This window comes from Klebsiella sp. RCJ4 (assembly GCF_009025755.1).
Classification (GTDB): domain Bacteria; phylum Pseudomonadota; class Gammaproteobacteria; order Enterobacterales; family Enterobacteriaceae; genus Klebsiella; species Klebsiella michiganensis.
This window is the reverse complement of the sequence record NZ_WCIN01000029.1, coordinates 100,996-120,977: the sequence shown is the minus strand read 5'-3', so window position 1 is coordinate 120,977 and position 19,982 is coordinate 100,996. Positions and strand designations below refer to the sequence as shown.

Annotated in this window: 19 protein-coding genes, 1 riboswitch and 1 other annotated feature; of the genes, 7 read left to right on the top strand and 12 right to left on the bottom strand. The window is 56.0% G+C overall.

What is annotated here, in order from left to right; all coding sequences use genetic code 11:
• Window positions 1–136 precede the first annotated feature (136 nt).
• From F8562_RS10260 to F8562_RS10250, 3 genes are all read right to left on the bottom strand, one after another.
• The gene (locus F8562_RS10260) at window positions 137–1,453 is read right to left on the bottom strand and encodes a voltage-gated chloride channel family protein (protein WP_014838202.1); all 1,317 of its coding nucleotides are present in this window, start codon (window positions 1,451–1,453) and stop codon (window positions 137–139) included.
• Window positions 1,454–1,532: 79 nt separating this feature from the next.
• Window positions 1,533–1,594, bottom strand: a riboswitch (Fluoride riboswitch).
• 99 nt (window positions 1,595–1,693) lie between these two features.
• The gene (locus tag F8562_RS10255; protein ID WP_004101360.1) at window positions 1,694–2,233 is read right to left on the bottom strand and encodes a septation protein A; all 540 of its coding nucleotides are present in this window, start codon (window positions 2,231–2,233) and stop codon (window positions 1,694–1,696) included.
• Between the two features lie 52 nt (window positions 2,234–2,285).
• A complete protein-coding gene (locus tag F8562_RS10250) occupies window positions 2,286–3,029 on the bottom strand; it encodes a YciC family protein (protein WP_004850117.1) in 744 nt (247 codons plus the stop codon).
• Between the two features lie 313 nt (window positions 3,030–3,342).
• Between F8562_RS10250 and ompW the strand changes: the two genes are divergently transcribed.
• Window positions 3,343–3,981, top strand: coding sequence for an outer membrane protein OmpW (ompW, locus tag F8562_RS10245; RefSeq protein WP_004121296.1), 639 nt, complete (start codon window positions 3,343–3,345; stop codon window positions 3,979–3,981).
• Window positions 3,982–4,102: 121 nt separating this feature from the next.
• Here ompW and F8562_RS10240 read toward each other — a convergent pair whose 3' ends face one another.
• Both F8562_RS10240 and F8562_RS10235 read right to left on the bottom strand, forming a co-directional pair.
• A complete protein-coding gene (locus tag F8562_RS10240; RefSeq protein ID WP_014228996.1) occupies window positions 4,103–4,348 on the bottom strand; it encodes a YmjA family protein in 246 nt (81 codons plus the stop codon).
• Window positions 4,349–4,872: 524 nt separating this feature from the next.
• The gene (locus F8562_RS10235; protein WP_014838203.1) at window positions 4,873–5,496 is read right to left on the bottom strand and encodes a helix-turn-helix domain-containing protein; all 624 of its coding nucleotides are present in this window, start codon (window positions 5,494–5,496) and stop codon (window positions 4,873–4,875) included.
• A gap of 310 nt (window positions 5,497–5,806) precedes the next feature.
• On the opposite strand from F8562_RS10235, the gene F8562_RS10230 reads away from it, so the two are divergent.
• Window positions 5,807–6,700 (top strand): helix-turn-helix domain-containing protein, encoded by an 894-nt coding sequence (locus tag F8562_RS10230; RefSeq protein WP_014838204.1) that lies wholly within the window; start codon window positions 5,807–5,809, stop codon window positions 6,698–6,700.
• An 80-nt stretch (window positions 6,701–6,780) separates the two neighbouring features.
• Here the strand turns inward: F8562_RS10230 and F8562_RS10225 are convergent, their stop codons facing one another.
• On the bottom strand, window positions 6,781–7,485 hold the full coding sequence (locus tag F8562_RS10225) for an SDR family NAD(P)-dependent oxidoreductase (RefSeq protein WP_032720007.1): 705 nt from the start codon (window positions 7,483–7,485) through the stop codon (window positions 6,781–6,783).
• A gap of 121 nt (window positions 7,486–7,606) precedes the next feature.
• Here F8562_RS10225 and F8562_RS10220 point away from each other — a divergent pair, with 121 nt between their 5' ends.
• On the top strand, window positions 7,607–8,506 hold the full coding sequence (locus F8562_RS10220) for a LysR family transcriptional regulator (protein WP_014838206.1): 900 nt from the start codon (window positions 7,607–7,609) through the stop codon (window positions 8,504–8,506).
• 154 nt (window positions 8,507–8,660) lie between these two features.
• On the opposite strand, the gene F8562_RS10215 is transcribed toward F8562_RS10220, so the two are convergent.
• Window positions 8,661–9,608, bottom strand: a complete 948-nt coding sequence (locus F8562_RS10215; protein WP_014838207.1) for a quinone oxidoreductase family protein — start codon at window positions 9,606–9,608, stop codon at window positions 8,661–8,663.
• 77 nt (window positions 9,609–9,685) lie between these two features.
• Between F8562_RS10215 and F8562_RS10210 the strand changes: the two genes are divergently transcribed.
• Window positions 9,686–10,141 carry a MarR family winged helix-turn-helix transcriptional regulator gene (locus F8562_RS10210; protein ID WP_094909473.1) on the top strand — a complete coding sequence of 152 codons (456 nt, stop codon included), beginning with the start codon at window positions 9,686–9,688 and terminating at the stop codon, window positions 10,139–10,141.
• 31 nt (window positions 10,142–10,172) lie between these two features.
• On the opposite strand, the gene trpA is transcribed toward F8562_RS10210, so the two are convergent.
• From trpA to F8562_RS10185, 5 genes are read right to left on the bottom strand one after another with little or no spacing between them, the layout of a single operon-like run.
• Window positions 10,173–10,982 carry a tryptophan synthase subunit alpha gene (gene trpA, locus F8562_RS10205; RefSeq protein WP_014229003.1) on the bottom strand — a complete coding sequence of 270 codons (810 nt, stop codon included), beginning with the start codon at window positions 10,980–10,982 and terminating at the stop codon, window positions 10,173–10,175.
• A complete protein-coding gene (trpB, locus tag F8562_RS10200) occupies window positions 10,982–12,175 on the bottom strand; it encodes a tryptophan synthase subunit beta (RefSeq protein WP_014229004.1) in 1,194 nt (397 codons plus the stop codon). Before trpB ends, trpA begins: the two co-directional genes overlap by 1 nt.
• Window positions 12,176–12,184: 9 nt before the next feature.
• Complete coding sequence (gene trpCF, locus F8562_RS10195) at window positions 12,185–13,543, bottom strand: bifunctional indole-3-glycerol-phosphate synthase TrpC/phosphoribosylanthranilate isomerase TrpF (RefSeq protein WP_014838209.1); 1,359 nt, start codon at window positions 13,541–13,543, stop codon at window positions 12,185–12,187.
• A 3-nt stretch (window positions 13,544–13,546) separates the two neighbouring features.
• Entirely contained in the window at window positions 13,547–15,142 is a 1,596-nt protein-coding gene (gene trpD, locus F8562_RS10190) for a bifunctional anthranilate synthase glutamate amidotransferase component TrpG/anthranilate phosphoribosyltransferase TrpD (RefSeq protein WP_004850135.1), read from the bottom strand.
• Window positions 15,142–16,704 (bottom strand): anthranilate synthase component 1, encoded by a 1,563-nt coding sequence (locus F8562_RS10185; RefSeq protein WP_014838210.1) that lies wholly within the window; start codon window positions 16,702–16,704, stop codon window positions 15,142–15,144. The genes trpD and F8562_RS10185 overlap by 1 nt, the downstream gene beginning before the upstream one ends.
• A 35-nt stretch (window positions 16,705–16,739) precedes the next feature.
• Window positions 16,740–16,835 (bottom strand) — a sequence feature (Trp leader region).
• A gap of 227 nt (window positions 16,836–17,062) precedes the next feature.
• Here F8562_RS10185 and rnm point away from each other — a divergent pair.
• From rnm to rluB, 3 genes are all read left to right on the top strand, one after another.
• The gene (rnm, locus tag F8562_RS10180) at window positions 17,063–17,932 is read left to right on the top strand and encodes an RNase RNM (RefSeq protein WP_014229007.1); all 870 of its coding nucleotides are present in this window, start codon (window positions 17,063–17,065) and stop codon (window positions 17,930–17,932) included.
• A gap of 9 nt (window positions 17,933–17,941) precedes the next feature.
• Window positions 17,942–18,562, top strand: coding sequence for an L-threonylcarbamoyladenylate synthase (locus F8562_RS10175; RefSeq protein ID WP_004850139.1), 621 nt, complete (start codon window positions 17,942–17,944; stop codon window positions 18,560–18,562).
• A gap of 410 nt (window positions 18,563–18,972) precedes the next feature.
• A complete protein-coding gene (gene rluB, locus F8562_RS10170; protein WP_004121268.1) occupies window positions 18,973–19,860 on the top strand; it encodes a 23S rRNA pseudouridine(2605) synthase RluB in 888 nt (295 codons plus the stop codon).
• Window positions 19,861–19,982: the final 122 nt, after the last annotated feature.

Genomic DNA, 19,982 nt, shown 5'->3' with positions numbered 1-19,982 from the left:
AATGATAATCATTATCGTTTCAATAAAGAGACGCTAATCTCCATTAAATCCTCACAATTGCCGCAACTTTCCGACATGTGGTAGATATCATGAAGAAACCGGCGAGCCTGAACCCTCCGGTTTCCGGGCGCGTTCGTCAGGAGGTGGGGGTTTCGTTGTCGGTTTTTTGACGGCGTGTTTGCGATTGGTACCACGCCGGGAGCTCAGCCAGTCTGATGCCGGTCGGGACATAGCTTTGTTTCAGGCAGGCTATGCGCTGGGAACGATAAATACCGGTATAGCCCGAGACCAGCCATGCCACCACGCAGGCCAGCGCCGCGTAAACACCGATTTCCGCGCCAAACAGCTCAATTGCCATCAGCGTCGAGGCGATGGGGGTATTCGCCGCGCCGGCAAAGACGGCGACAAAACCTATCCCGGCCAGAAAACTTAGCGGCATATGCAGCAGCGGCGCCAGCGCATTGCCCAGCGTCGCGCCGACGTAAAACAGCGGGGTGACTTCGCCACCTTTAAATCCGCTGCCTAAAGAGACAACGGTGAAGATCAGTTTGCCGAAGCAGTCCCACGGCGCCAGCGGATGCTGGAAAGCGTCCACTATCACCGGTATGCCCAGGCCAATATAGCGCTCTCCGTGCAGCAGCCAGACGGCGCCGGCAATCGCCAGTCCGCCAATAAACGGCCGCAGCGGCGCGTAGTGAATCCGTTTTTTCATGAAGGCGCCGACCGCATGCGCGCTGTCGGCGAAAATGCGCGCCGCGAGGCCAAAGCAGCAGCCGGCGATAATGATGGCCAGCAGCGTCCAGAGCGTCAGCGTGGGAAAGCCGGTAATAAAGTAGTGCGTATGCTGCACCCCCCACATGATGCCGACCCGATCGGCGATAATCGCGGCAAACAGACAGGGAAGAATGGCGCTGTAGTCCATCCGTCCGATAGCCAGGACCTCGAGCCCGAATAGCGCTCCGGCGAGCGGGGTACCGAAAACCGAAGAGAAACCGGCGCTGATCCCGGCCATCAGTATCATTCGCCGGGCATCGTCGTTAAGGCGGAAAAGGGCCGTAAAACGGTCGGCAATCGAGGCACCCATCTGCACCGCCGTGCCTTCACGCCCGACGGAGGCGCCAAACAGATGAGAAACAACGGTACCAAAAAAGACCAGCGGCGCCATGCGCAAGGGAATGACGCGCTGAGGGTCGTGAATCTCTTCCAGAATCAGGTTATTGCCGGCCTCCACGCGGGTGCCGTAGCGCAGGTAGATCCAACCGACGGCAAAACCGGCCAACGGCAGGAGCCCGATAAGCCAGCGGTGAGCTTCACGCGTTGCCGTGGCCCACTGCAGTGAGAAAAGAAAAAACGCCGATGCCGTACCCGCCAGCACCGCGATGATAAAGGCGAGGAGCAGCCATTTTCCGAGGAAGAAAAGCAGAGAGAGTGATGAAAAGCGGTTTGCACGCATCGTCAGTTCCTTAGAAGATTAACCTTCCCGGACGCGGTGCCTGCAATTCAGATATGCCTGCCCATTCCCGGTCCGGGAATAAAAAGCAGGCATCATTAGCCACATGGCGGTTCAAGGAGGAATGCCATCTCCTGTGAGAAATAGCTTACATTACGAATCGTTTCAGCTGAAGCGATTTATGCGGAGAGGGGAAAAGCGAAGAACGCGGCACGCCGTCCGGCGTGCCGTGGGAAAGCCAGCTTAGTGGTTGTCGTCCTGCGGCATATGGCGATAGATATACACGCCGCTCAGCAGGGTGAATACCAGCGTCAGGGCGGTCAAACCAAAGACCTTGAAGTTGACCCAGATATTCTGCGGCAGCCAGAAAGCGATATAGATATTCGCCAGTCCGCAAAGGATGAAAAACACCGCCCAGGCCAGATTCAGACGCGACCACACCTGCTGCGGCAGCGTCAGCTCTTTACCCAGCATGCGCTGGATCAGCGGCTTCTTCATCACCCACTGGCTAAACAGCAGCGCGCTGGCAAACAGCACGTAGATAACCGTCACCTTCCATTTAATAAACTCATCGTTATGGAAGAAGATGGTTAAGCCGCCAAATACGGCCACCAGCACAAAGGTAATCAGCGCCATTTTCTCGACTTTACGATAGCGCACCCAGCTGTAAATCAGCACGATGGCGGTAGCGATAATCAGCGCGGTCGTCGCGGCGTAGATATCATAAAGCTTGTAGAATGCGAAGAAGACTACCAGCGGTAAAAAATCCAGAAACTGCTTCATACATCGATTCCGTCGTTCAGGTTGGGGCAGGGAGCACCCGCCCCGGATTAGGTTAGTTACGAATGAGCATATACAAGCGAAATAAATAGATCAGCAACAATGCGGAGATAAGATTGCTGAGGGTATTTATTACCACCGCGCCAACGTTTGGCGTCAGGACCGCGAAGCTGGAGGCAAACAGCAGCAGCAGCGTTTTCGCCAGCAGCCAGCCGATAATGGCCGGCGCCACCAGACGTACGTTGGCCCAGGCCAGACGCATACTGCTACGCATGGCGCTGAAAATCCCCATTTTATCCTGCACCAGCATAACCGGTGCGAAAGAGAGCACGATAGCCAGCAGGACGCCCGGCACCACCACCAGCATCATTCCCATCTGCACGATAAACGTCGTCAGCAGGATCAGCAGCAGCAGCTTTGGCAGCACCGGCGCAGAAGCGCCGATCGCGCGCAGGGCGCTGACTCGCTGGCCGGCGGAGACCATCTGAATCATGAGCAGAACGCCGCCGGCAAGAATGGCGTTACCTACCAGCCCTGAGAAGGTGGAGGCCGCAGACGCGCGCAGCAGGATTTGCTGCTGCTCCGGCGTCATGCTCTGGACCAGTTCGAACAGCCCGCCGCTACCCGCCAGGCTATCGCCCTGGCTCAGTATTGACAGCTGCTCTTCACTGGGTGAAAAGGCATGGCCAAGTACTACCGTAATGAACGCGCATAGCAGCGCAATCAGCAGGATAGTAACGAACTGATTGCGGAAAAAGTTCCCGGTGTCACGGTAGACGGACTTCGCCGTGATAGACATGCATTCTCCTTGAGTATTGCAGGTGTTAACTAGCCGGCGATTGTACCGCAAATCGCGGCTGGGTAGCAGTCTCTGCTCCTGCACGCTAAGTATATCTTTGTAAATAGAAGAGGAAATCAGCGACGCGCTGCCTTGAGTGTCATAAAGGAAGAAATTTGATACGACACGCTTCTCACTGATTGTATTGAGAAAGTGAAAATTAATCTGGATCAATAAATGTTAAATTTGCCCACTTAATGTGATCTATGTTGGATCAAACATACTTCAATGTAGGTATATTCTGGCGCTGAATAACCATAATGAGGAAGTGGGTATGAAAAAGTTAGCAGCGGCGGTTGTTATTCTGAGCAGTCTTTCCGGCAGCAGCGTCTGGGCGCATGAAGCCGGTGAATTTTTTATTCGCGCGGGTTCGGCAACGGTCAGACCGACCGAAGGCGCGGGCGGCACGTTAGGCAGCCTGGGGGGCTTTAACGTCAGCAATAATACGCAACTGGGTTTGACGTTTACCTATATGGCAACGGATAACATCGGCGTTGAACTGCTGGCCGCCACGCCGTTCCGCCATAAAGTCGGGACCGCGGCAACCGGCAATATTGCGACCGTTCACCATTTACCGCCGACGCTCATGGCGCAGTGGTATTTTGGCGACTCCAGCAGCAAGCTCCGTCCATACATTGGCGCGGGTATCAACTACACGACCTTCTTCGATGAGAGCGTGAACGATACGGGTAAAAAGACCGGCATATCCGATCTGAGCCTGAAAGACTCCTGGGGGGCGGCAGGACAGGTGGGGATGGACTATCTGATTAACCGCGACTGGCTGATTAACATGTCGGTGTGGTACATGGATATCGACACCACCGCCAACTATAAGCTGGCGGGCGCGCAGCAGCACGACAGCATCCGTCTGGATCCGTGGGTGTTTATGTTCTCTGCGGGATACCGGTTCTAAAGTCTCAGGTAAAGCTGGTCGCAATGACCAGCTTTATTGCACATCCCGACGCGAAGTCCGCTGCCGCGATTGCCGATGCGTCATTTGCCGCAATCATTCCGCGGAACGTCCGCGTCAACCGCTACTCATTACCCCATTTATTCAGGAATACCGCGATATCATCGATGCGCTGCCGATCGATGCCCGCTTGTATGGCCATCTCTCCCTGCGCCTCCTCGCTGATTTCTTCGTTATTCATCAGCCGCGTAATCAGCAGTTGAAAATAGCGCGCCAGGGGCTCACGTTCTGACTCGCTGACGGGCTCGGCGGACTCCGTCGAATACTCATCCGCAATGTCGTAATATTTCAGTGGTACTTCCTCGTGCATAAATCGCTCCCGGTTGACGTTGTGCCTGTATTTTCTGGCTTGAATAATATCACCCCTGCCTGGCTTTAGCTCAGGAACGCCCAGAAAAACGTATGACTAGCCCACGCCATGCGTAACGGGAGGGTAACGCCCCGCTATCGAGGCGTAAGGATGTTCGTGCGACATGCGCTGGCCTTTATTAAGGCTATTGGTACGGTTGTTCCGTTTGGAGCGTTATTAAACATCTGGTTTCTAATGCTATGTTATTTGAGCTGCACGTTTAATGAGAAAACTCTTGCCGCGACACCATCAATTCTGAAATAAAAGCAAATGGCTTGTTGGAATAATACGCCGTGCTCTATGATGCCTCTGCCTGTAAATGTCTTTTCTTTTATATCCAGGGTGCCTTATGAGTAATTTACTTCTTTTATTTATCTCCATCTTGCTATTGGTTATTTCCGTATACAATGGTGTGGCTTATTTTAATGAGATCAGAAGACGACGTAATGTGTTTCGTTGTTTTTATACTTCTGACGATCGTGACGCTAGGTCATAAACTGTTTTCTTTTCTCTAGCACGTTTAGAAACTTATTAAGATCGGTATTGCTTTCAATCTTAAAGTCATGCATGACATTTTTCTTGTGAGAATACACTGTTTTATAGTTAATGTTCAATTTATTCGCGATTTCCAGCTGGTTAAGCCCAAGACTCAGGGCATGAACGACCTTTGACTGCGCCTGGGTCAGCGATTTACAGGGACAGTTAATGCAGCGGCTAGTCTGCGGGCGATATCCTGTTTCATTGTCCGTCCAGGTGAATGCATAAACATGAACTTTTATTTTATTTATTATCGCCGGAAGCGAATCACCTTTATATAAAAACAAACAATCTTTAGTACAGTTGGGGAGTTCATTTTCCGAACATTGATTTTCCCTTTCCTGAAGAATAAATAGTAAGCTTTTCGTGGTTTTATATTTCAATTCATCATGGCATAAAAATATTTCTCCGGGTGCCATTTCGGTGAATATGATCTGAGCCTCTGCGATGTTACCGGGGGTGTAGCTATCTACAAAAATGAGGTTTTCCTCATGGGCTACGCTTTCCTGCATCAGCTGCTTGATGGCATATCGGGTGTATATGTTTTTGGTATTGATTAAAATGGTTATCATAAATAAAGATTCACATGCTTATGAATAAATAAATCAGAATTAAAATAGTGTCAGTGCCTGATAATGGCCGTACGTAAAACTAAGAGGTCTAACGGTAATGAGTGGTTTAACAAACTGCAAATAAGATATTGTAGAGGTTTTTAAAAAGCAATATTTCTATAGAAAATGAGAATTCAGATATTTTTCATGGGAAAAATCTTATCTTTCAAATAGATAATAAGCCTTTTTGAGTTTTTTAACTGAGATCGTTTTTATTTATTTTTGTCGTGCACGAAAAGCTTAGTGTCCGTATTGCTTTACTGGTAAGATTTTGGCTGAGGATGAACTGGTCAGGGTATTCTTAAAGGTAATGAAACGGGCAATTTTTAATGAGGTGGTGGAGTGGATTGAATCCCGCCTGACAATCAATCCGGCCGTTGATGATATCGCCTGTGGGGTTGGGTATTCCCGGCGTTTTGTTTATAACCTGTTCCATGAGCATGCCGGCCTTCCCGTCGGGAAATATATTCGCATGCGCAGAATGACGCTTGCCGCCGGTAAGCTAAAGCTGACTCAGCAATCAATTTCATCGATTGCCTGTTTACTGCACTTTGATTCTCATCAAACCTTTTCCCGTGAGTTTAAAAAAACCTTTGGCCTTAGTCCCGGAGCGTATCGGGATTCGACCTGTTGGGATATGTCGTTACTTTATCAGAAGGTGGCACCGCAGGGCGGCGGCGTACCGGCACCTTACCTTTGTTTTCTTGAAGAACAGTCGTTTGCTGGATATGGATTCAACTATACGCTATCTCTGACTGATGATATCGCTACGCGAAAAGAGGTCACCCGGAGAAAAATTGCCGGCGGCGCGACAGGCGCAGACCGCGATATCTACATTCTCTCTGCATGTTCCCCCGCTGCGCACAATATATATAAAACAGCGATCAATGCATTCATCGGCACACCGTTTAATTCGCGGGCGGCTTCTTTTCGTGAGGTACGGGTCGCTAAACGTGGGCTATACCTTGGTCTTGAATTTAGTGGCTCATGGGAAGACTTTATTTTGCTTTCGAATCATGTCTATCTGAAATACCTTCCTGAACTGGGTCTGTATCGACGTGAAGGTTATGATATCGAACGTTTTGTCCCTCAGGAAAATATTCCTTTAGGAAACGACCGACCCATTTACACTCTGCATTATTATGTCCCGGTCGGTTATATTTAGAAGATGGCAGCTTTGCCCAGTAAAAAGCGAAAATTGACTGCCATGAACCCGTCTGCAGGCCATTAATACGCATAGACTTATCACCACGGCACGCGACATCCGCGATAATCCAGATACTCTAATCCGGGACGATTTTGTTTTTCCAGCAGCACGTTCACCAGCGAGGGGATGGTCTCCGCCATGGTGAGCGGGGCGCTCTCGCCGCCAAGAGCCGTGCGGATCCACCCCGGCGCCATGACCACCATCGGATGCGATATGCTGGCAGGGCGGGCGGCAAAGCTGCGCATAAACATATTCAGCGCGGCTTTGCTCCCGCGATACAGCTCGCGCTGCCCGCCGGTATTATTGCTCAAACTGCCTTGTCCTGAAGACATAACGCCAATCAGCCCCTGCGGCAGCACCAGCGCCTGCAGATTTTCTATAACCCGCATCGGCGCGAGCGCGTTGGTCAGCATGACGTGAATAAACTCTTCCGTCGCGATCTCGCCGATGGTTTGTGTGGGATCGCGGTTGGTGGTGCCCGCGTTGACGAACAGCATATCCAGCACGCTATCGGCAAGCGCATTGCGCAGCGCCGCGATCCCGTCGCTATCACAAATATCCAGCGCCTCAATGCGCACCCGTCCAGGATAAGCCTCGGCCAGATGGTGCAGCGGCGTCGTTTGTGAGAGATCGCGTACGGTGCCGATGACCTGCCAGCCATGCAGCAGAAACTGTTCAGCCATGGCGTGCCCAAGCCCGCGTGACGCGCCTGCGATCAATACTGTTTTAGGGGAAGTGACCATGGGCATAACTCCTGAGTAAATACATGATGGGGTAAATATAGGCTGGTGCGGTAGCAGGCGGAAGGCGCAGCATTTGCAATAATAAAGTGCATCAGACGCCTTATCCTGGAGTGGAGAAAAGATGACCGATCCTGATTTCAATTTACTGGCGGCGCTGGATGTACTGTTGAGCGAGAAAAGCGTTGCCGGGGCGGCTAAACGGCTTAAGCTCAGCGCTTCGGCGATGAGCCGCACGCTGACGCGCCTACGGCAGGTCACCGGCGACCCGCTACTGGTCAGAGCCGGGCGAAACATGGTGCTGACTCCGCACGCAGAAAGTCTGCAGGCGCGGGCAAAAAACGTTGTCTCCGAGATGCGCGCGGTGCTCAACGCTTCGCCTGCGCCGCTGAGTTTATCGACCCTCGAGAAGCGATTTACTTTGCGTACCAATGAGGGATTTATAGACGCTTTTGGCCCGGCGCTGGTGAACGCGGCCGCGCGGGAAGCACCGGGCGTGACGCTGGAGTTTGTCGCTAAGCCGGAGAAAGATGCCCGATTTTTACGCGAGGGGCGGGTGGACCTGGAAATTGGCGTACTGAAAAATATGGGGCCGGAGATCCGCCTGCAGGCGCTGTTTCGCGATCGTTTTGTCGTCGCGTTGGCCAAAAACCATCCGCTGGCCGCCTTTGCCGATATGTCGCGAGAACAATTTGTTTCCGTGGGGCACGTCATTACCTCCCGTCGCGGGTTGATACGCGGGCCGGTTGATGACGCGCTGGCGGCGTGTGGCATGCGCCGCAGGATTGCCGCGGTGGTGCCTGGTTTTTCCGCCGCGCTGGCCGTGGCCCGGGATTCTCAGCTCATCGCCGTTGTCCCGGCCTCCTGCCTGCAGAGCGCGGCGGGAAAAGAGATGGTCGCTTTTCCTCTCCCGGTGAGTACGCCGGAGATAACGGTGTCACAAATGTGGCATCCTCGCCAGGAGCATGAATCGGCACATCGCTGGCTAAGGCAGCTGGTGCGCAGAGTGTGTCGACAACCATAAAAAAAGCCCGCACAGGTGCGGGCAAAAATACTGGAAGCAATGTGAGCAATGTCGTACCGAATACCTGAGCTGTTTGCTCAACTATTCAGTAATGAGAAAGATAATATTTCTCATTTAAGATATCAACCCCAACTTTTGTGCAGAAGCGATTTTTTTAATCGACGACAAAGACGGTGCGTTTCTGGCTGTCGTCCTGCGGCCACGCCGTGGCGACCTCGCGAAGCGGCCTGGGAGTCGTGGCGATAGTCAATCCGCCGGCGACGGCGGCTTGCAGCATCTCCCCGGTGGCGGCCAGCAGCTGGGGCACAGAAAGGCTGCCAATTCCGCTGCCCATCAGCTGCAGCGGCGAGGATCGTAGCACCGCGCCATTGAGAGAGATATCGGCGGCGGAAAGGGAACCGACCTGAATAAAACGTACCGGCGCATTTCCTGGGCTGTGTTTTGCCAGCGCTGGCAGCAAAAGTTCAGCACTACGTCCCCACAGATAATCGACGACGACATCAATCTGCTGCGCCGCCAGCCCGGCAAACTGCGTCCGTAAGTCCGCCTCATCCTGACTTAAGTTAACGGTTTCATCAGCGCCGAGGGCGGCCAGCTTCTCCACGTTTCGCCCGCAGGCGATCACTTTTCTGGCGCCGAGAAAACGGGCGATTTGTACCGCCAGCTGCCCGGCGCTGCCGGTGGCGCCGTTGATCAGTACCGTTTCCCCCGCTTTCATCCCGGCGCGTTTGACCAGCGCCGCCCAGGCCGACATCCCCGGATTAGCCATTGCCGCGGCGGTGATATCGTCCAGCGCATCCGACAGCGGCAGACAGTGGTTTAAGGCGACGGGAGCCCGTTGCGCCATGCTGCCCCAGGGCGCGACGGGGAAGGCGAAATAGACGCGCTCTCCGCCGGGTAAGATACCGGTGCCGTCAATACCCGGGACAAAAGGCAGGCGGCCATCGAAACTATAATGCTTACCGGAGGCCCGGCCTTTCACTACATGACTGATGGCGGCGGCCCGAACCTCGACTAACGCCTGATGCTCACCGGGCTGCGGATCGTGAAAATCGGACCACACCGGACCCTGCTGCAGGTCAAAAACCACGGCTGCTTTCATTGTCTTCTCCCCCTGTGGGATAGTTATGTGTAAAATGCACGTATCTGATAACGGCACTATACCCGGTTAACTAATATATGCAAAATGCACATAATAATTACGACATCACCGGCTTTCACGGCGCGCTGCTCGATATCATCAGCGTGATGAACCAGCCAATGCGCGACGAGCAGATACTGCAGGCGGCTGGGGTCCAGCTCGATCGGATCCTCTTCCCGCTGCTGGTGGCAATAGGGCGCAGGGGACCCGTTGGGGTCGTTGAACTGGCGGATAGCCTCGGTCGCGATTACACCACCGTCAGCAGGCAGGTGAAGAAGCTGGAAGCGCAGCAGCTGGTACTCAAGCAGCCCAATGCAAAAGATCGCCGGATTAGCGAGGTGACGCTCAGCGAAGCGGGGCAGGCGATGATCGATCGTATCGCGGGAGCAAGAACGCGGCTGATGAATGAGGTGCTGGCCGGATGGACGCAAGAAGAGGTGATGGCGCTGTTTCGCCTGACGCGTAAATACGCCGACAGCTTACAGCTGAAATAACCGCCCGGCCCGGGGCCGGACGGCAGGTACGTTAAGCCGCTTTAGTGGCGGCTTTCAGGCTTCGGGCGAAAGCCTTGAGTTCCGCCAGCATGGCCTGCGGATCATTCACGTTCCGTTCGATGATTTTGACGATGGCTGAGCCGGAAATCGCGCCGGCCGCGCCGGCCTCAATCGCGGCGGTAACCTGCTCCGGCGCCGAGATGCCAAAGCCCTGCAGCGGCGGCGCGGCGTGGTACTCGGCCAGCTTTTCAATCAGATGATGCAGCGGCAGCGCGGCGCGGTTTTCCGCGCCGGTCACGCCCGCCCGCGACAGCAGGTAAGTATAACCGCGACCGTAAGAGGCTATCTGGCGCAGCAGATCGTCATCGGCATTGGGCGGGCAGATGAAAATCGGCGCGATATTGTGGCGCAGCGCGGCCTGGCGGAACGGCGCGGACTCTTCCACGGGAACATCGGCAACCAGCACGGAATCGACGCCCGCGCGTTCGCACGCGGCGTAGAATTCATCGATGCCGGGGCTGAACACCAGGTTGGCGTACATCAGCAGGCCGATAGGAATGGTAGGGTGTTTCTGGCGAATCGCCGTCAGCATTTCGAAGCACTGCGCGGGGGTCACCCCGGCGGCAAAAGCGCGCAGGGTGGCGTCCTGAATGGTCGGGCCATCCGCCAGCGGGTCGGAGAAAGGAATGCCCAGCTCCAGCGCGTCGGCACCGGCTTCAATCAGCGTATCGATAATTTTCAGCGACTGTTCCGGATTCGGATCGCCGAGGGTGACGAAGGGAACAAACGCGCCTTCCCGGCGAGCTTTCAGTTGTGCAAACAGCGTCTCATAACGTTCCATCAGATTTCCCCTCGCGCTTTTAAAATATCATGTACGGTGAAGATGTCTTTATCGCCGCGGCCGGAGAGGTTAACCACCAGCAGCTGCTCTTTTTCCGGGTTTTCACGCATCATTTTCAGCGCGTGCGCCAGGGCGTGGGAGGATTCCAGCGCCGGGATAATCCCTTCATGGCGTGATAGCTCTTTAAAGGCCTCCAGCGCTTCGTCATCGGTAATCGACACGTAATCGGCACGGCCAATGCTGTTTAAATAAGCATGCTGCGGGCCGACTGACGGGAAATCGAGCCCGGCGGAGATGGAGTAGGACTCCTCAATCTGGCCTTCTTCGGTTTGCATCATCGGCGATTTCATACCGAAGTAGATGCCCACACGACCGTGCTTAAGCGGCGCGCCGTGCTCGCCGGACTCAATACCGTGACCTGCCGGCTCCACGCCAATCAGGCCAACAGCGGTTTCGTCGATAAAATCGGCGAACATGCCGATAGCGTTCGATCCGCCGCCGACGCAGGCAATAACCGCATCCGGCAGGCGACCTTCTTTCTCGAGGATCTGCGCTTTGGTCTCTTCGCCAATCATGCGCTGGAATTCACGCACGATGGTTGGGAACGGGTGCGGGCCCGCGGCGGTGCCGAGCATATAGTGGGCTTTTTCGTAGCTGCCGGACCAGTCGCGCAGGGCCTCGTTGCAGGCATCTTTTAGCGTAGAAGAGCCGCTATGAACCGGGATCACTTCCGCCCCCATCAGGCGCATGCGGAAAACGTTCGGCGACTGGCGTTCGATATCCTTCGCGCCCATATAGATGCGGCACTTCAGGCCGAGCAGGGCGCTGGCGAGGGCTGAGGCCACGCCGTGCTGACCGGCGCCGGTTTCGGCGATAATTTCCGTTTTGCCCATCCGTTTCGCCAGCAGAGCCTGGCCGAGCACCTGGTTAGTTTTATGCGCGCCGCCGTGCAGCAGGTCTTCACGTTTCAGATACAGCGTCGTGCGGGTGCCTTCAGTGAGGTTGCGGCATTTGGTCAGCGCCGTCGGACGACCGGCGTAGTTTTTCAGCAGGTCGGTAAATTCGGCCTGGAATGCCGGATCTTTTTGCGCGCTGACGAAGGCTTCTTCCAGCTGGCGCAGGGCGGGCATCAGGATCTGCGGAACGTACATCCCGCCGAATTCGCCAAAGTAGGGGTTCAGTAAAGTACTCATTATTGCTCCTTAATATGCGCGCAGCGTTTGAAACACAGAGGACAGCTTGTCGGCATCTTTAATACCCGGCTGCGACTCTACGCCTGAATTAAAATCGAGTCCGGCACAGCCGCTTTTGGCGGCTTCTACGCAGTTATCGGCGCCGAGGCCGCCTGCCAGCATGACGTTATGCAGGTCCTGGCCCTGCAGCAGGGACCAGTCGAAACGCTGGCCGGTGCCGCCCTGACCGTTGTCGAGAACGTATTTATCGACATGGCGCAGATCGCGCGGCGGTAGCGTTTCACCTACGCTGAGGGCTTTCCAGATTTGCACCTTCGGCGGAAGTTCGGCGCGCAGGGTATCAATATAGGTCTGGTCTTCGCTGCCGTGCAGCTGTACGGCGGCTAAGTCGAGGTTTTCCGCCCGGGCGATCACTTCCGCCATCGGGGTATTGCGGAATACGCCGACATAGCTCAGAGGCGCGCTGGCGATCACCGCTTGCGCCTGCGTCTCGTTCACCGCGCGCGGCGACGTCGGGACAAAAATCAGGCCGCCGTAGACCGCGCCGGATTCATACGCCACCTGGGCATCCTGGGGGCGGGTCAGGCCGCAGACCTTATTCTCGCCGAGCAGCACGCGCTTCACGGCGGCGTTCAGATCGGCGTGCTCCATCAGCGCCGAGCCAATCAGGAAACCGTTGGCGAAGTGGCTCAGTTCGCGCACTTCCGCGTAGGTATGGATGCCGGACTCGCTGATCACCGTGACATCGTGACCGAGCTTAGGCGCCAGGGTACGGGTACGGTTGAGATCAATCGACATATCGCGCAGATCGCGGTTGTTGATGCCGACTACTTTCGCCTTCAGCGCAATCGCGCGCTCCAGCTCCTCTTCATTACTCACTTCGGTCAGCACGCCCATGTTCAGGCTGTGCGCGACGGCGGAGAGCTGGCGATACTGCTCATCATCCAGCACTGAAAGCATCAGCAGACAGGCGTCGGCCTGGTAGTAGCGCGCCAGGTAAATCTGATAAGGATCGATGGTGAAGTCCTTACAGAGAATCGGCTGCGGCGCGACCTTACTGACCATCGGCAGGAAATCGAAGCTGCCCTGGAAATATTTCTCATCGCACAGCACCGAGATAGCCGAGGCGTAGTGCTTGTAGACGCCGGCGATGGCCGCCGGGTCAAAATCTTCGCGAATCAGGCCTTTTGATGGCGAGGCCTTTTTGCACTCGAGAATAAACGCGGTGCGGGTTCCGGCGAGGGCATCGTAAAAATTGCGCTGCGTCGGTACCACTTCATTTTGAAAACTGGCTAACGGTTGTTGTTGTTTGCGGGCTTCTACCCAAATCGCTTTGTCGGCCACGATTTTTGCTAAAACGGTCTGCATTTTTTACCCTCTTGCCGCTAATGCGGTCACTCTGTCATAGGCCGCTCCGCTATGTAGCACATCGATGACTTGCTGCGCGTTGGCCTTCAGGTCTTCGTGTCCATGTAAACGCATCAACATGGCGACGTTGGCGGCAACGGCGGCTTCGTGAGCGGCTTCACCTTTACCTTGTAGCAAGCGCGTAAGAATGTCACGGTTTTCTTCCGGCGTGCCGCCTGCCAGCTGCTCCTGATGGTAAGGCGTCAGGCCAAAGTCGGCGGCGGTGAGCTGGTAGCTCTTGATTTCGCCATGGTTCAGTTCCGCGACCACCGTCGGCGCGTGCAGCGACACTTCATCCATACCGCCGCTATGCACCACTGCGGCGCGCTGGTAGCCCAGCACGCGCAGGGTTTCCGCAATCGGCAGCACCAGTTCCGGGCTATAGACGCCAATCAGCGCCAGCGGCGGATGAGCCGGGTTGATCAGCGGCCCAAGCACGTTAAACAGGGTGCGGGTTTTAAGCTGCTGACGGACCGGCATCGCGTGGCGGAAACCGGTGTGGTACTTCGGTGCGAACAGGAAGCAAACGCCCAGTTCATCCAGCGCCTGGCGAGATTTATCGGCATTCATATCCAGATTGATACCGAACGCCGCCAGCAGGTCGGAGGAACCGGATTTACTCGATACGCTGCGGTTACCGTGCTTCGCGACCTTCAGGCCGCAGGCGGCGGCCACAAACGCGCTGGCGGTCGAAATATTGATACTGTTGCTGCCGTCGCCGCCGGTACCGACGATGTCGGCAAACGGATAATCCGGCCGCGGGAACGGCGCGGCGTTTTCCAGCAGCGCGGTGGCGGCGCCGGCGATTTCCTGCGGATGCTCACCGCGTACTTTCATGCTCACCAGCGCGGCGGCCAGCTGCTCGGGTTTGACTTCACCGCGCACCACCGCAGAGAACAGCTGATGGCTCTCCTGCTGGCTCAGGGTTTCGGCCTGGTACAGTTTTTCCAGAATCGGCTGGAGGGTGTTGGTCTGCTCTAGCTTCTGCAGCGCCCAGGCCAGAGTTTGCTCCAGCAGGCGTGCCCCCTGGGTGGTCAGAATTGACTCAGGGTGGAACTGGAAGCCGCAGACGCGATCCGCGTCGTGACGCACCGCCATCACCATACCGTTGAAGTGGGCGTTGATGGTGAGTCCGGCCGGGATATTGCTGCCCACCAGCGAGTGGTAGCGGGCGACCGGCAGCGGATTGCTCAGTCCGGCAAACATCGCCTGGCCATCGTGCTCAATGCTTGACGCCTTCCCATGAAGAATTTCACCGGCCTGACCGACGTAGCCGCCGTAGGCTTCGACAATCGCCTGATGGCCGAGGCAGATACCGATAATCGGCAGCTTGCCGCGCATGCGGGTCAGCAGCTCCGGCATGCAGCCCGCTTCGCTGGGCGTCCCCGGCCCCGGAGAAAGCATCAGTACCGGGTTTTTCATGGTGCCGATGCGCTCAATCAGCGCCTGCGCCGGGACGGAGTTGCGGTAAATCACCACGTTATGGCCGTTCGAACGCAGCTGGTCTGCCAGGTTATAGGTAAAAGAGTCGATATTATCGAGCAGCAGAATGTCGGCCATTAGAAAATCTCCTTCGCGTGGTGGGCCTGGGCGATAGCGCGCAGCACCGCGCGAGCTTTATTACGGGTTTCATCCGCTTCTGACTGGGGAACGGAGTCGAGCACGATACCGGCGCCGGCCTGCACCGTGGCGACGCCATCCTGCACGTAGGCGGAACGGATCACGATGCAGGTATCGAGGTCGCCGTGGGCGGTAAAGTAGCCCACCGCGCCGCCGTAGCTGCCGCGGCGTTTGCCTTCAGCGGCGGCGATTAGCTGCATGGCGCGCACTTTCGGCGCCCCGCTGAGGGTGCCCATATTCATACAGGCACGGTAGGCATGCAGCACGTCAAGATCGCGGCGCAGCTCGCCAACCACGCGGGAGACGAGGTGCATCACAAAGGAGTAGCGGTCGACTTTGGTCAGGTCGGCGACGTAGCGGCTACCCGGGGTACAGATGCGCGCGAGGTCGTTACGCGCAAGGTCGACCAGCATCAGATGCTCGGAGAGCTCTTTATGGTCGGTGCGCATCTCCAGCTCAATGCGGCTGTCGAGATCGCGATCCAGCGAACCATCCGCGCGGCGGCCGCGCGGGCGGGTACCGGCAATGGGATAGATTTCAATCTGGCGATTGGTGGCATCGTACTTGAGAGAACTCTCCGGCGACGCGCCGAAGAGGGTGAAATCGTTGTCCTGCATAAAGAACATGTACGGGCTCGGGTTGCTCTTCTTCAGCACATCATAAGCGGCCAGCGGCGACGGGCAGGGCAGCGAGAAGCGGCGCGACGGCACGACCTGAAAAATCTCGCCCGCGCGGATGGCGCGCTGCATTTTACGCACGACGGCGCCGTACTCTTCGTCGCTCTGATCGCAGTCGCAGCTCATTTCAGCAACCGTGGTCACCGGCAGCGGCGCCGGCGGCTCGTTTAGCTGCTGACGAAGCTGAGCGAGCCGCTGTAGCAGACGCTGTTTTTCGCTTTCCAGCGGCGTGAACAGGCTCGCCTGGATACGGGTGTTTTTGGTTTGATGGTCGATAACCAGCAGCGTTTCCGCCAGATAGAAGCAGTAATCCGGGCAGGCGGTGTCGCTCTCCAGCGGCGGCAGGTCTTCAAAGCCAGCGACCAGGTCATAGGCGAACAGGCCGCCGAAGAACATCGCTTCGCGCTCCTCCTGCGGGACGGTTATCAGATCCTGCAGCAGGCGAAAAGCGTCGAATACCGAGAGTGAACACAGGCGGGCATCTTCATCCAACAGCGCGCTGACCGGCGGGAAGGTTAATACCCGGCTATTTGGCTGACGCTGGTTATCGATGCCGGATGGCAGCGCGCTATCCAGCAGTTCGAGTAACGCCGTACCGTTGGCGGAAAACGCGTGAATGGTGACAGTGTCACCTAGCGCGGTAATGCGCAGCGCGCTATCCACCAGCAGCAGGCTCTTTAAATCATCCTTACTGTCGATATCCGCGGATTCCAGCAGCAGGGTGGCTGGACGCGCGCCGCATAGCTGGTGGAACAGCGCCGTGGGGTTTTCCCGATAGATGGCGTCGCTGGTGAGAAGCTCGAGTGCCGGTTTTGATGTTTGCATTATTGTTGTCGCCTGTTCGCTATAATAATTTGTCCAATAAAAAGCCCGCTCATTGGCGGGCCGGGTATCTGTATGCTGAGTGCAAAACGCGATCACGCCGCCCGATAACAGGAGGTGCGCCACCAGCCGTGCAGAGTGATGAATTGCGTTTTCATTGTTGATACCCCTTCATGTGAACTTGCGTACTAGTTAACTAGTCCGGGGGATTAAAGTCAACCCCTGTTTGCAGATTTTCTCTATCAGTCGGTATGATGATGCGCTTATTACTATCCTTAATCACTTAAGCTGCAGAACCACAGTCAATCTGCCTGTGACTTAAAGTATGACGGGTACCGGTTCATGTCCAGCAGGAGTCATCTTGAGCAACACCAATTACGCAGTGATTTACGACCTGCACAGCCATACCATCGCCTCTGACGGGCGTCTGACTCCAGAAGAACTTGTCCATCGCGCCCACCAGATGCGCGTCGGCACCCTGGCGATTACCGACCACGATACCGTGGCGGCAATTCCCGCGGCTCAGCGTGAAATTGAACGTGCCGGTTTACCGTTGGCGCTGATTACCGGGGTGGAAATTTCCACGCTGTGGGAAAATCATGAAATTCATATTGTCGGGCTGAATATCGATATCCACCATCCGGCGATGACCGCGCTGCTCGATGAACAGAAAGCGCGTCGCCAGATGCGGGGTCAGCAGATCGCCGAGCGGCTTGAAAAAGCGCGGATCCCTGGCGCCTGGGAAGGGGCGCTGAAGCTGGCGGACGGCGGTGCGGTGACGCGCGGCCATTTTGCCCGTTTTCTGGTGGAGGCCGGCTATGCCAACAATATGGCTGACGTATTTAAGAAGTATCTGGCGCGCGGGAAAACCGGTTACGTTCCGCCTCAGTGGTGTACAATAAAACAAGCGATTGATGTCATTCATCATTCTGGCGGTAAAGCGGTCATTGCCCATCCCGGGCGCTACGATCTCTCCGCCAAGTGGTTAAAACGGCTGTTGGCCCATTTTAGCGAGCAGGGGGGCGATGCGATGGAGGTGGCGCAGTGTCAGCAGGCGCCTCACGAGCGCGCACAGCTTGCCGCTTACGCCGTGCAGTATGGCCTGGATGCCTCGCAGGGGTCTGATTTTCATCAGCCCTGCCCGTGGATCGAACTGGGCCGCAAACTTTGGCTACCCGCGGGCGTGGAAGGGATCTGGCGCAGTTGGGAAGTGGCCGTAGAACAAAATTGAGAGGGAAGTATGAGCCAGTTTTTTTATATCCATCCGGAAAATCCACAGGCGCGGTTAATTAACCAGGCGGTGGACATTGTGCGTAAAGGCGGGGTCATCGTCTATCCGACCGACTCCGGCTACGCGTTAGGCTGCAAAATTGAAGATAAAGGCGCGATGGAGAGGATTTGCCGGATCCGTAATCTGCCAAACGGCCACAACTTCACCCTGATGTGCCGCGATTTGTCCGAACTGTCGACCTATTCATTCGTTGATAACGTGGCCTTTCGTCTGATTAAAAACAATACCCCGGGTAACTACACGTTTATCCTCAAGGGCACCAAAGAAGTTCCGCGCCGTCTGCTGCAGGATAAGCGTAAGACCATCGGTATGCGCGTGCCGTCCAACCCGATTGCGCAAATGCTGCTGGAAACGTTGGGCGAGCCGATGCTCTCCACTTCGTTGATGCTGCCGGGAAGCGACTTTACCGAATCCGACCCGGAAGAGATCAAAGATCGTCTGGAGAAGCAGGTTGACCTGATTATTCACGGCGGCTATCTGGGCCAGCAGCCGACCACGGTTATCGACCTCACTGAAGATGCGCCGGTTGTGGTGCGTGAAGGCGTGGGGGACGTAACGCCGTTCCTGTAATGACGTCTGTTTCCATGGAAGGAATCGTCATGTAATGAATACCCGCTCGCCGCTTTTATTTGCCGCCGTTCAACGCGGCGCAATGCCGCGCGCCTTTTGATGGTTCATCCTCTGCCAAAGACCCTATTGTGCTACCTGGCTTCCATCAGCGCGCCATGCGCCCGGACGGAGGTGCGCGGTAAGTTGTGCTATGCTCGTAACGCAAAGAAGCATTCATCTTAAAGTTCGTGTACCATGTTCGCCCACGCGAGAAGGCGTGTCTCTGTTATGTCTGCTGTAGCAACATAGATAACGGCACGCGCTGAAGCAAAAAAATTTTACAGAACAGGGTGTTAGGTTTCATTTTGCCTCGCGCCCTGTTTTTCGAAGTATACCAGACGCCTGGGAAGGCGACACCTTAAGGAAGCTCAATGAGCGAGAAATTACAAAAAGTGCTGGCCCGCGCTGGCCACGGCTCCCGCCGTGAAATCGAAGCCAAAATCGAAGCTGGCCGCGTCAGCGTTGATGGCAAAATCGCCACGCTTGGCGATCGCGTTGAAATTGTCCCGGGTTTAAAAATTCGCATCGACGGTCATCTGATTTCGGTGAAAGAGTCTGCGGAACAGATTTGTCGCGTGCTGGCTTACTACAAGCCGGAAGGCGAACTCTGTACCCGTAACGACCCGGAAGGGCGACCGACGGTGTTCGATCGTCTGCCAAAGCTGCGCGGCGCGCGCTGGATTGCCGTCGGTCGTCTTGACGTCAACACCTGCGGCCTGCTGCTGTTTACCACCGACGGTGAACTGGCGAACCGCCTGATGCACCCGAGCCGCGAAGTGGAACGTGAATACGCAGTGCGCGTATTTGGCCAGATAGATGATGACAAGCTGCGCCAGCTCTCTCGCGGCGTGCAGCTGGAAGACGGCCCGGCGGCGTTCAAAACCATCAAGTTTACCGGTGGCGAAGGGATTAACCAGTGGTACAACGTCACGCTGACCGAAGGCCGTAACCGCGAAGTTCGCCGCCTGTGGGAAGCCGTTGGCGTACAGGTCAGCCGCCTGATCCGCGTGCGCTACGGCGATATTCTGCTGCCGAAAGGCCTGCCGCGCGGCGGCTACACCGAGCTGGACCTGGCGCAAACCAACTACCTACGCGAACTGGTTGAGCTTACGCCGGAAACCACCTCTAAGGTCGCCGTCGAAAAAGATCGCCGTCGCATGAAGGCAAATCAGATTCGCCGCGCGGTTAAGCGCCACAGCCAGGTGAGCAATAATAATAACAACCGTCGTTCCAGCAGCCGTAATAACGGTAACGGTTAATTATTCCAGTTCCGGCGGTCACCGCCGGAATTCTCCCTCCTGTGACTCCTTTCACACTTCTGCATAAAGACAAAAAACAGGAAATGCCCGGACAAATAACGCAAAGCGGTGCGCCAGGCGAC

Bases quoted from the DNA above. Each gene is read 5' to 3' on its own strand.
- rluB (WP_004121268.1), top strand. From the start codon at position 18,973: ATGAGCGAGAAATTACAAAAAGTGCTGGCCCGCGCTGGCCACGGCTCC.
- F8562_RS10185 (WP_014838210.1), bottom strand. From the start codon at position 16,704: ATGCAAACATCAAAACCGGCACTCGAGCTTCTCACCAGCGACGCCATC.
- trpCF (WP_014838209.1), bottom strand. From the start codon at position 13,543: ATGCAGACCGTTTTAGCAAAAATCGTGGCCGACAAAGCGATTTGGGTA.
- trpD (WP_004850135.1), bottom strand. From the start codon at position 15,142: ATGGCCGACATTCTGCTGCTCGATAATATCGACTCTTTTACCTATAAC.
- F8562_RS10225 (WP_032720007.1), bottom strand. From the start codon at position 7,485: ATGGTCACTTCCCCTAAAACAGTATTGATCGCAGGCGCGTCACGCGGG.
- F8562_RS10175 (WP_004850139.1), top strand. From the start codon at position 17,942: ATGAGCCAGTTTTTTTATATCCATCCGGAAAATCCACAGGCGCGGTTA.
- trpA (WP_014229003.1), bottom strand. From the start codon at position 10,982: ATGGAACGTTATGAGACGCTGTTTGCACAACTGAAAGCTCGCCGGGAA.
- F8562_RS10240 (WP_014228996.1), bottom strand. From the start codon at position 4,348: ATGCACGAGGAAGTACCACTGAAATATTACGACATTGCGGATGAGTAT.
- F8562_RS10250 (WP_004850117.1), bottom strand. From the start codon at position 3,029: ATGTCTATCACGGCGAAGTCCGTCTACCGTGACACCGGGAACTTTTTC.
- ompW (WP_004121296.1), top strand. From the start codon at position 3,343: ATGAAAAAGTTAGCAGCGGCGGTTGTTATTCTGAGCAGTCTTTCCGGC.
- F8562_RS10210 (WP_094909473.1), top strand. From the start codon at position 9,686: ATGCAAAATGCACATAATAATTACGACATCACCGGCTTTCACGGCGCG.
- F8562_RS10260 (WP_014838202.1), bottom strand. From the start codon at position 1,453: ATGCGTGCAAACCGCTTTTCATCACTCTCTCTGCTTTTCTTCCTCGGA.
- F8562_RS10215 (WP_014838207.1), bottom strand. From the start codon at position 9,608: ATGAAAGCAGCCGTGGTTTTTGACCTGCAGCAGGGTCCGGTGTGGTCC.
- trpB (WP_014229004.1), bottom strand. From the start codon at position 12,175: ATGAGTACTTTACTGAACCCCTACTTTGGCGAATTCGGCGGGATGTAC.
- F8562_RS10220 (WP_014838206.1), top strand. From the start codon at position 7,607: ATGACCGATCCTGATTTCAATTTACTGGCGGCGCTGGATGTACTGTTG.
- F8562_RS10255 (WP_004101360.1), bottom strand. From the start codon at position 2,233: ATGAAGCAGTTTCTGGATTTTTTACCGCTGGTAGTCTTCTTCGCATTC.
- F8562_RS10235 (WP_014838203.1), bottom strand. From the start codon at position 5,496: ATGATAACCATTTTAATCAATACCAAAAACATATACACCCGATATGCC.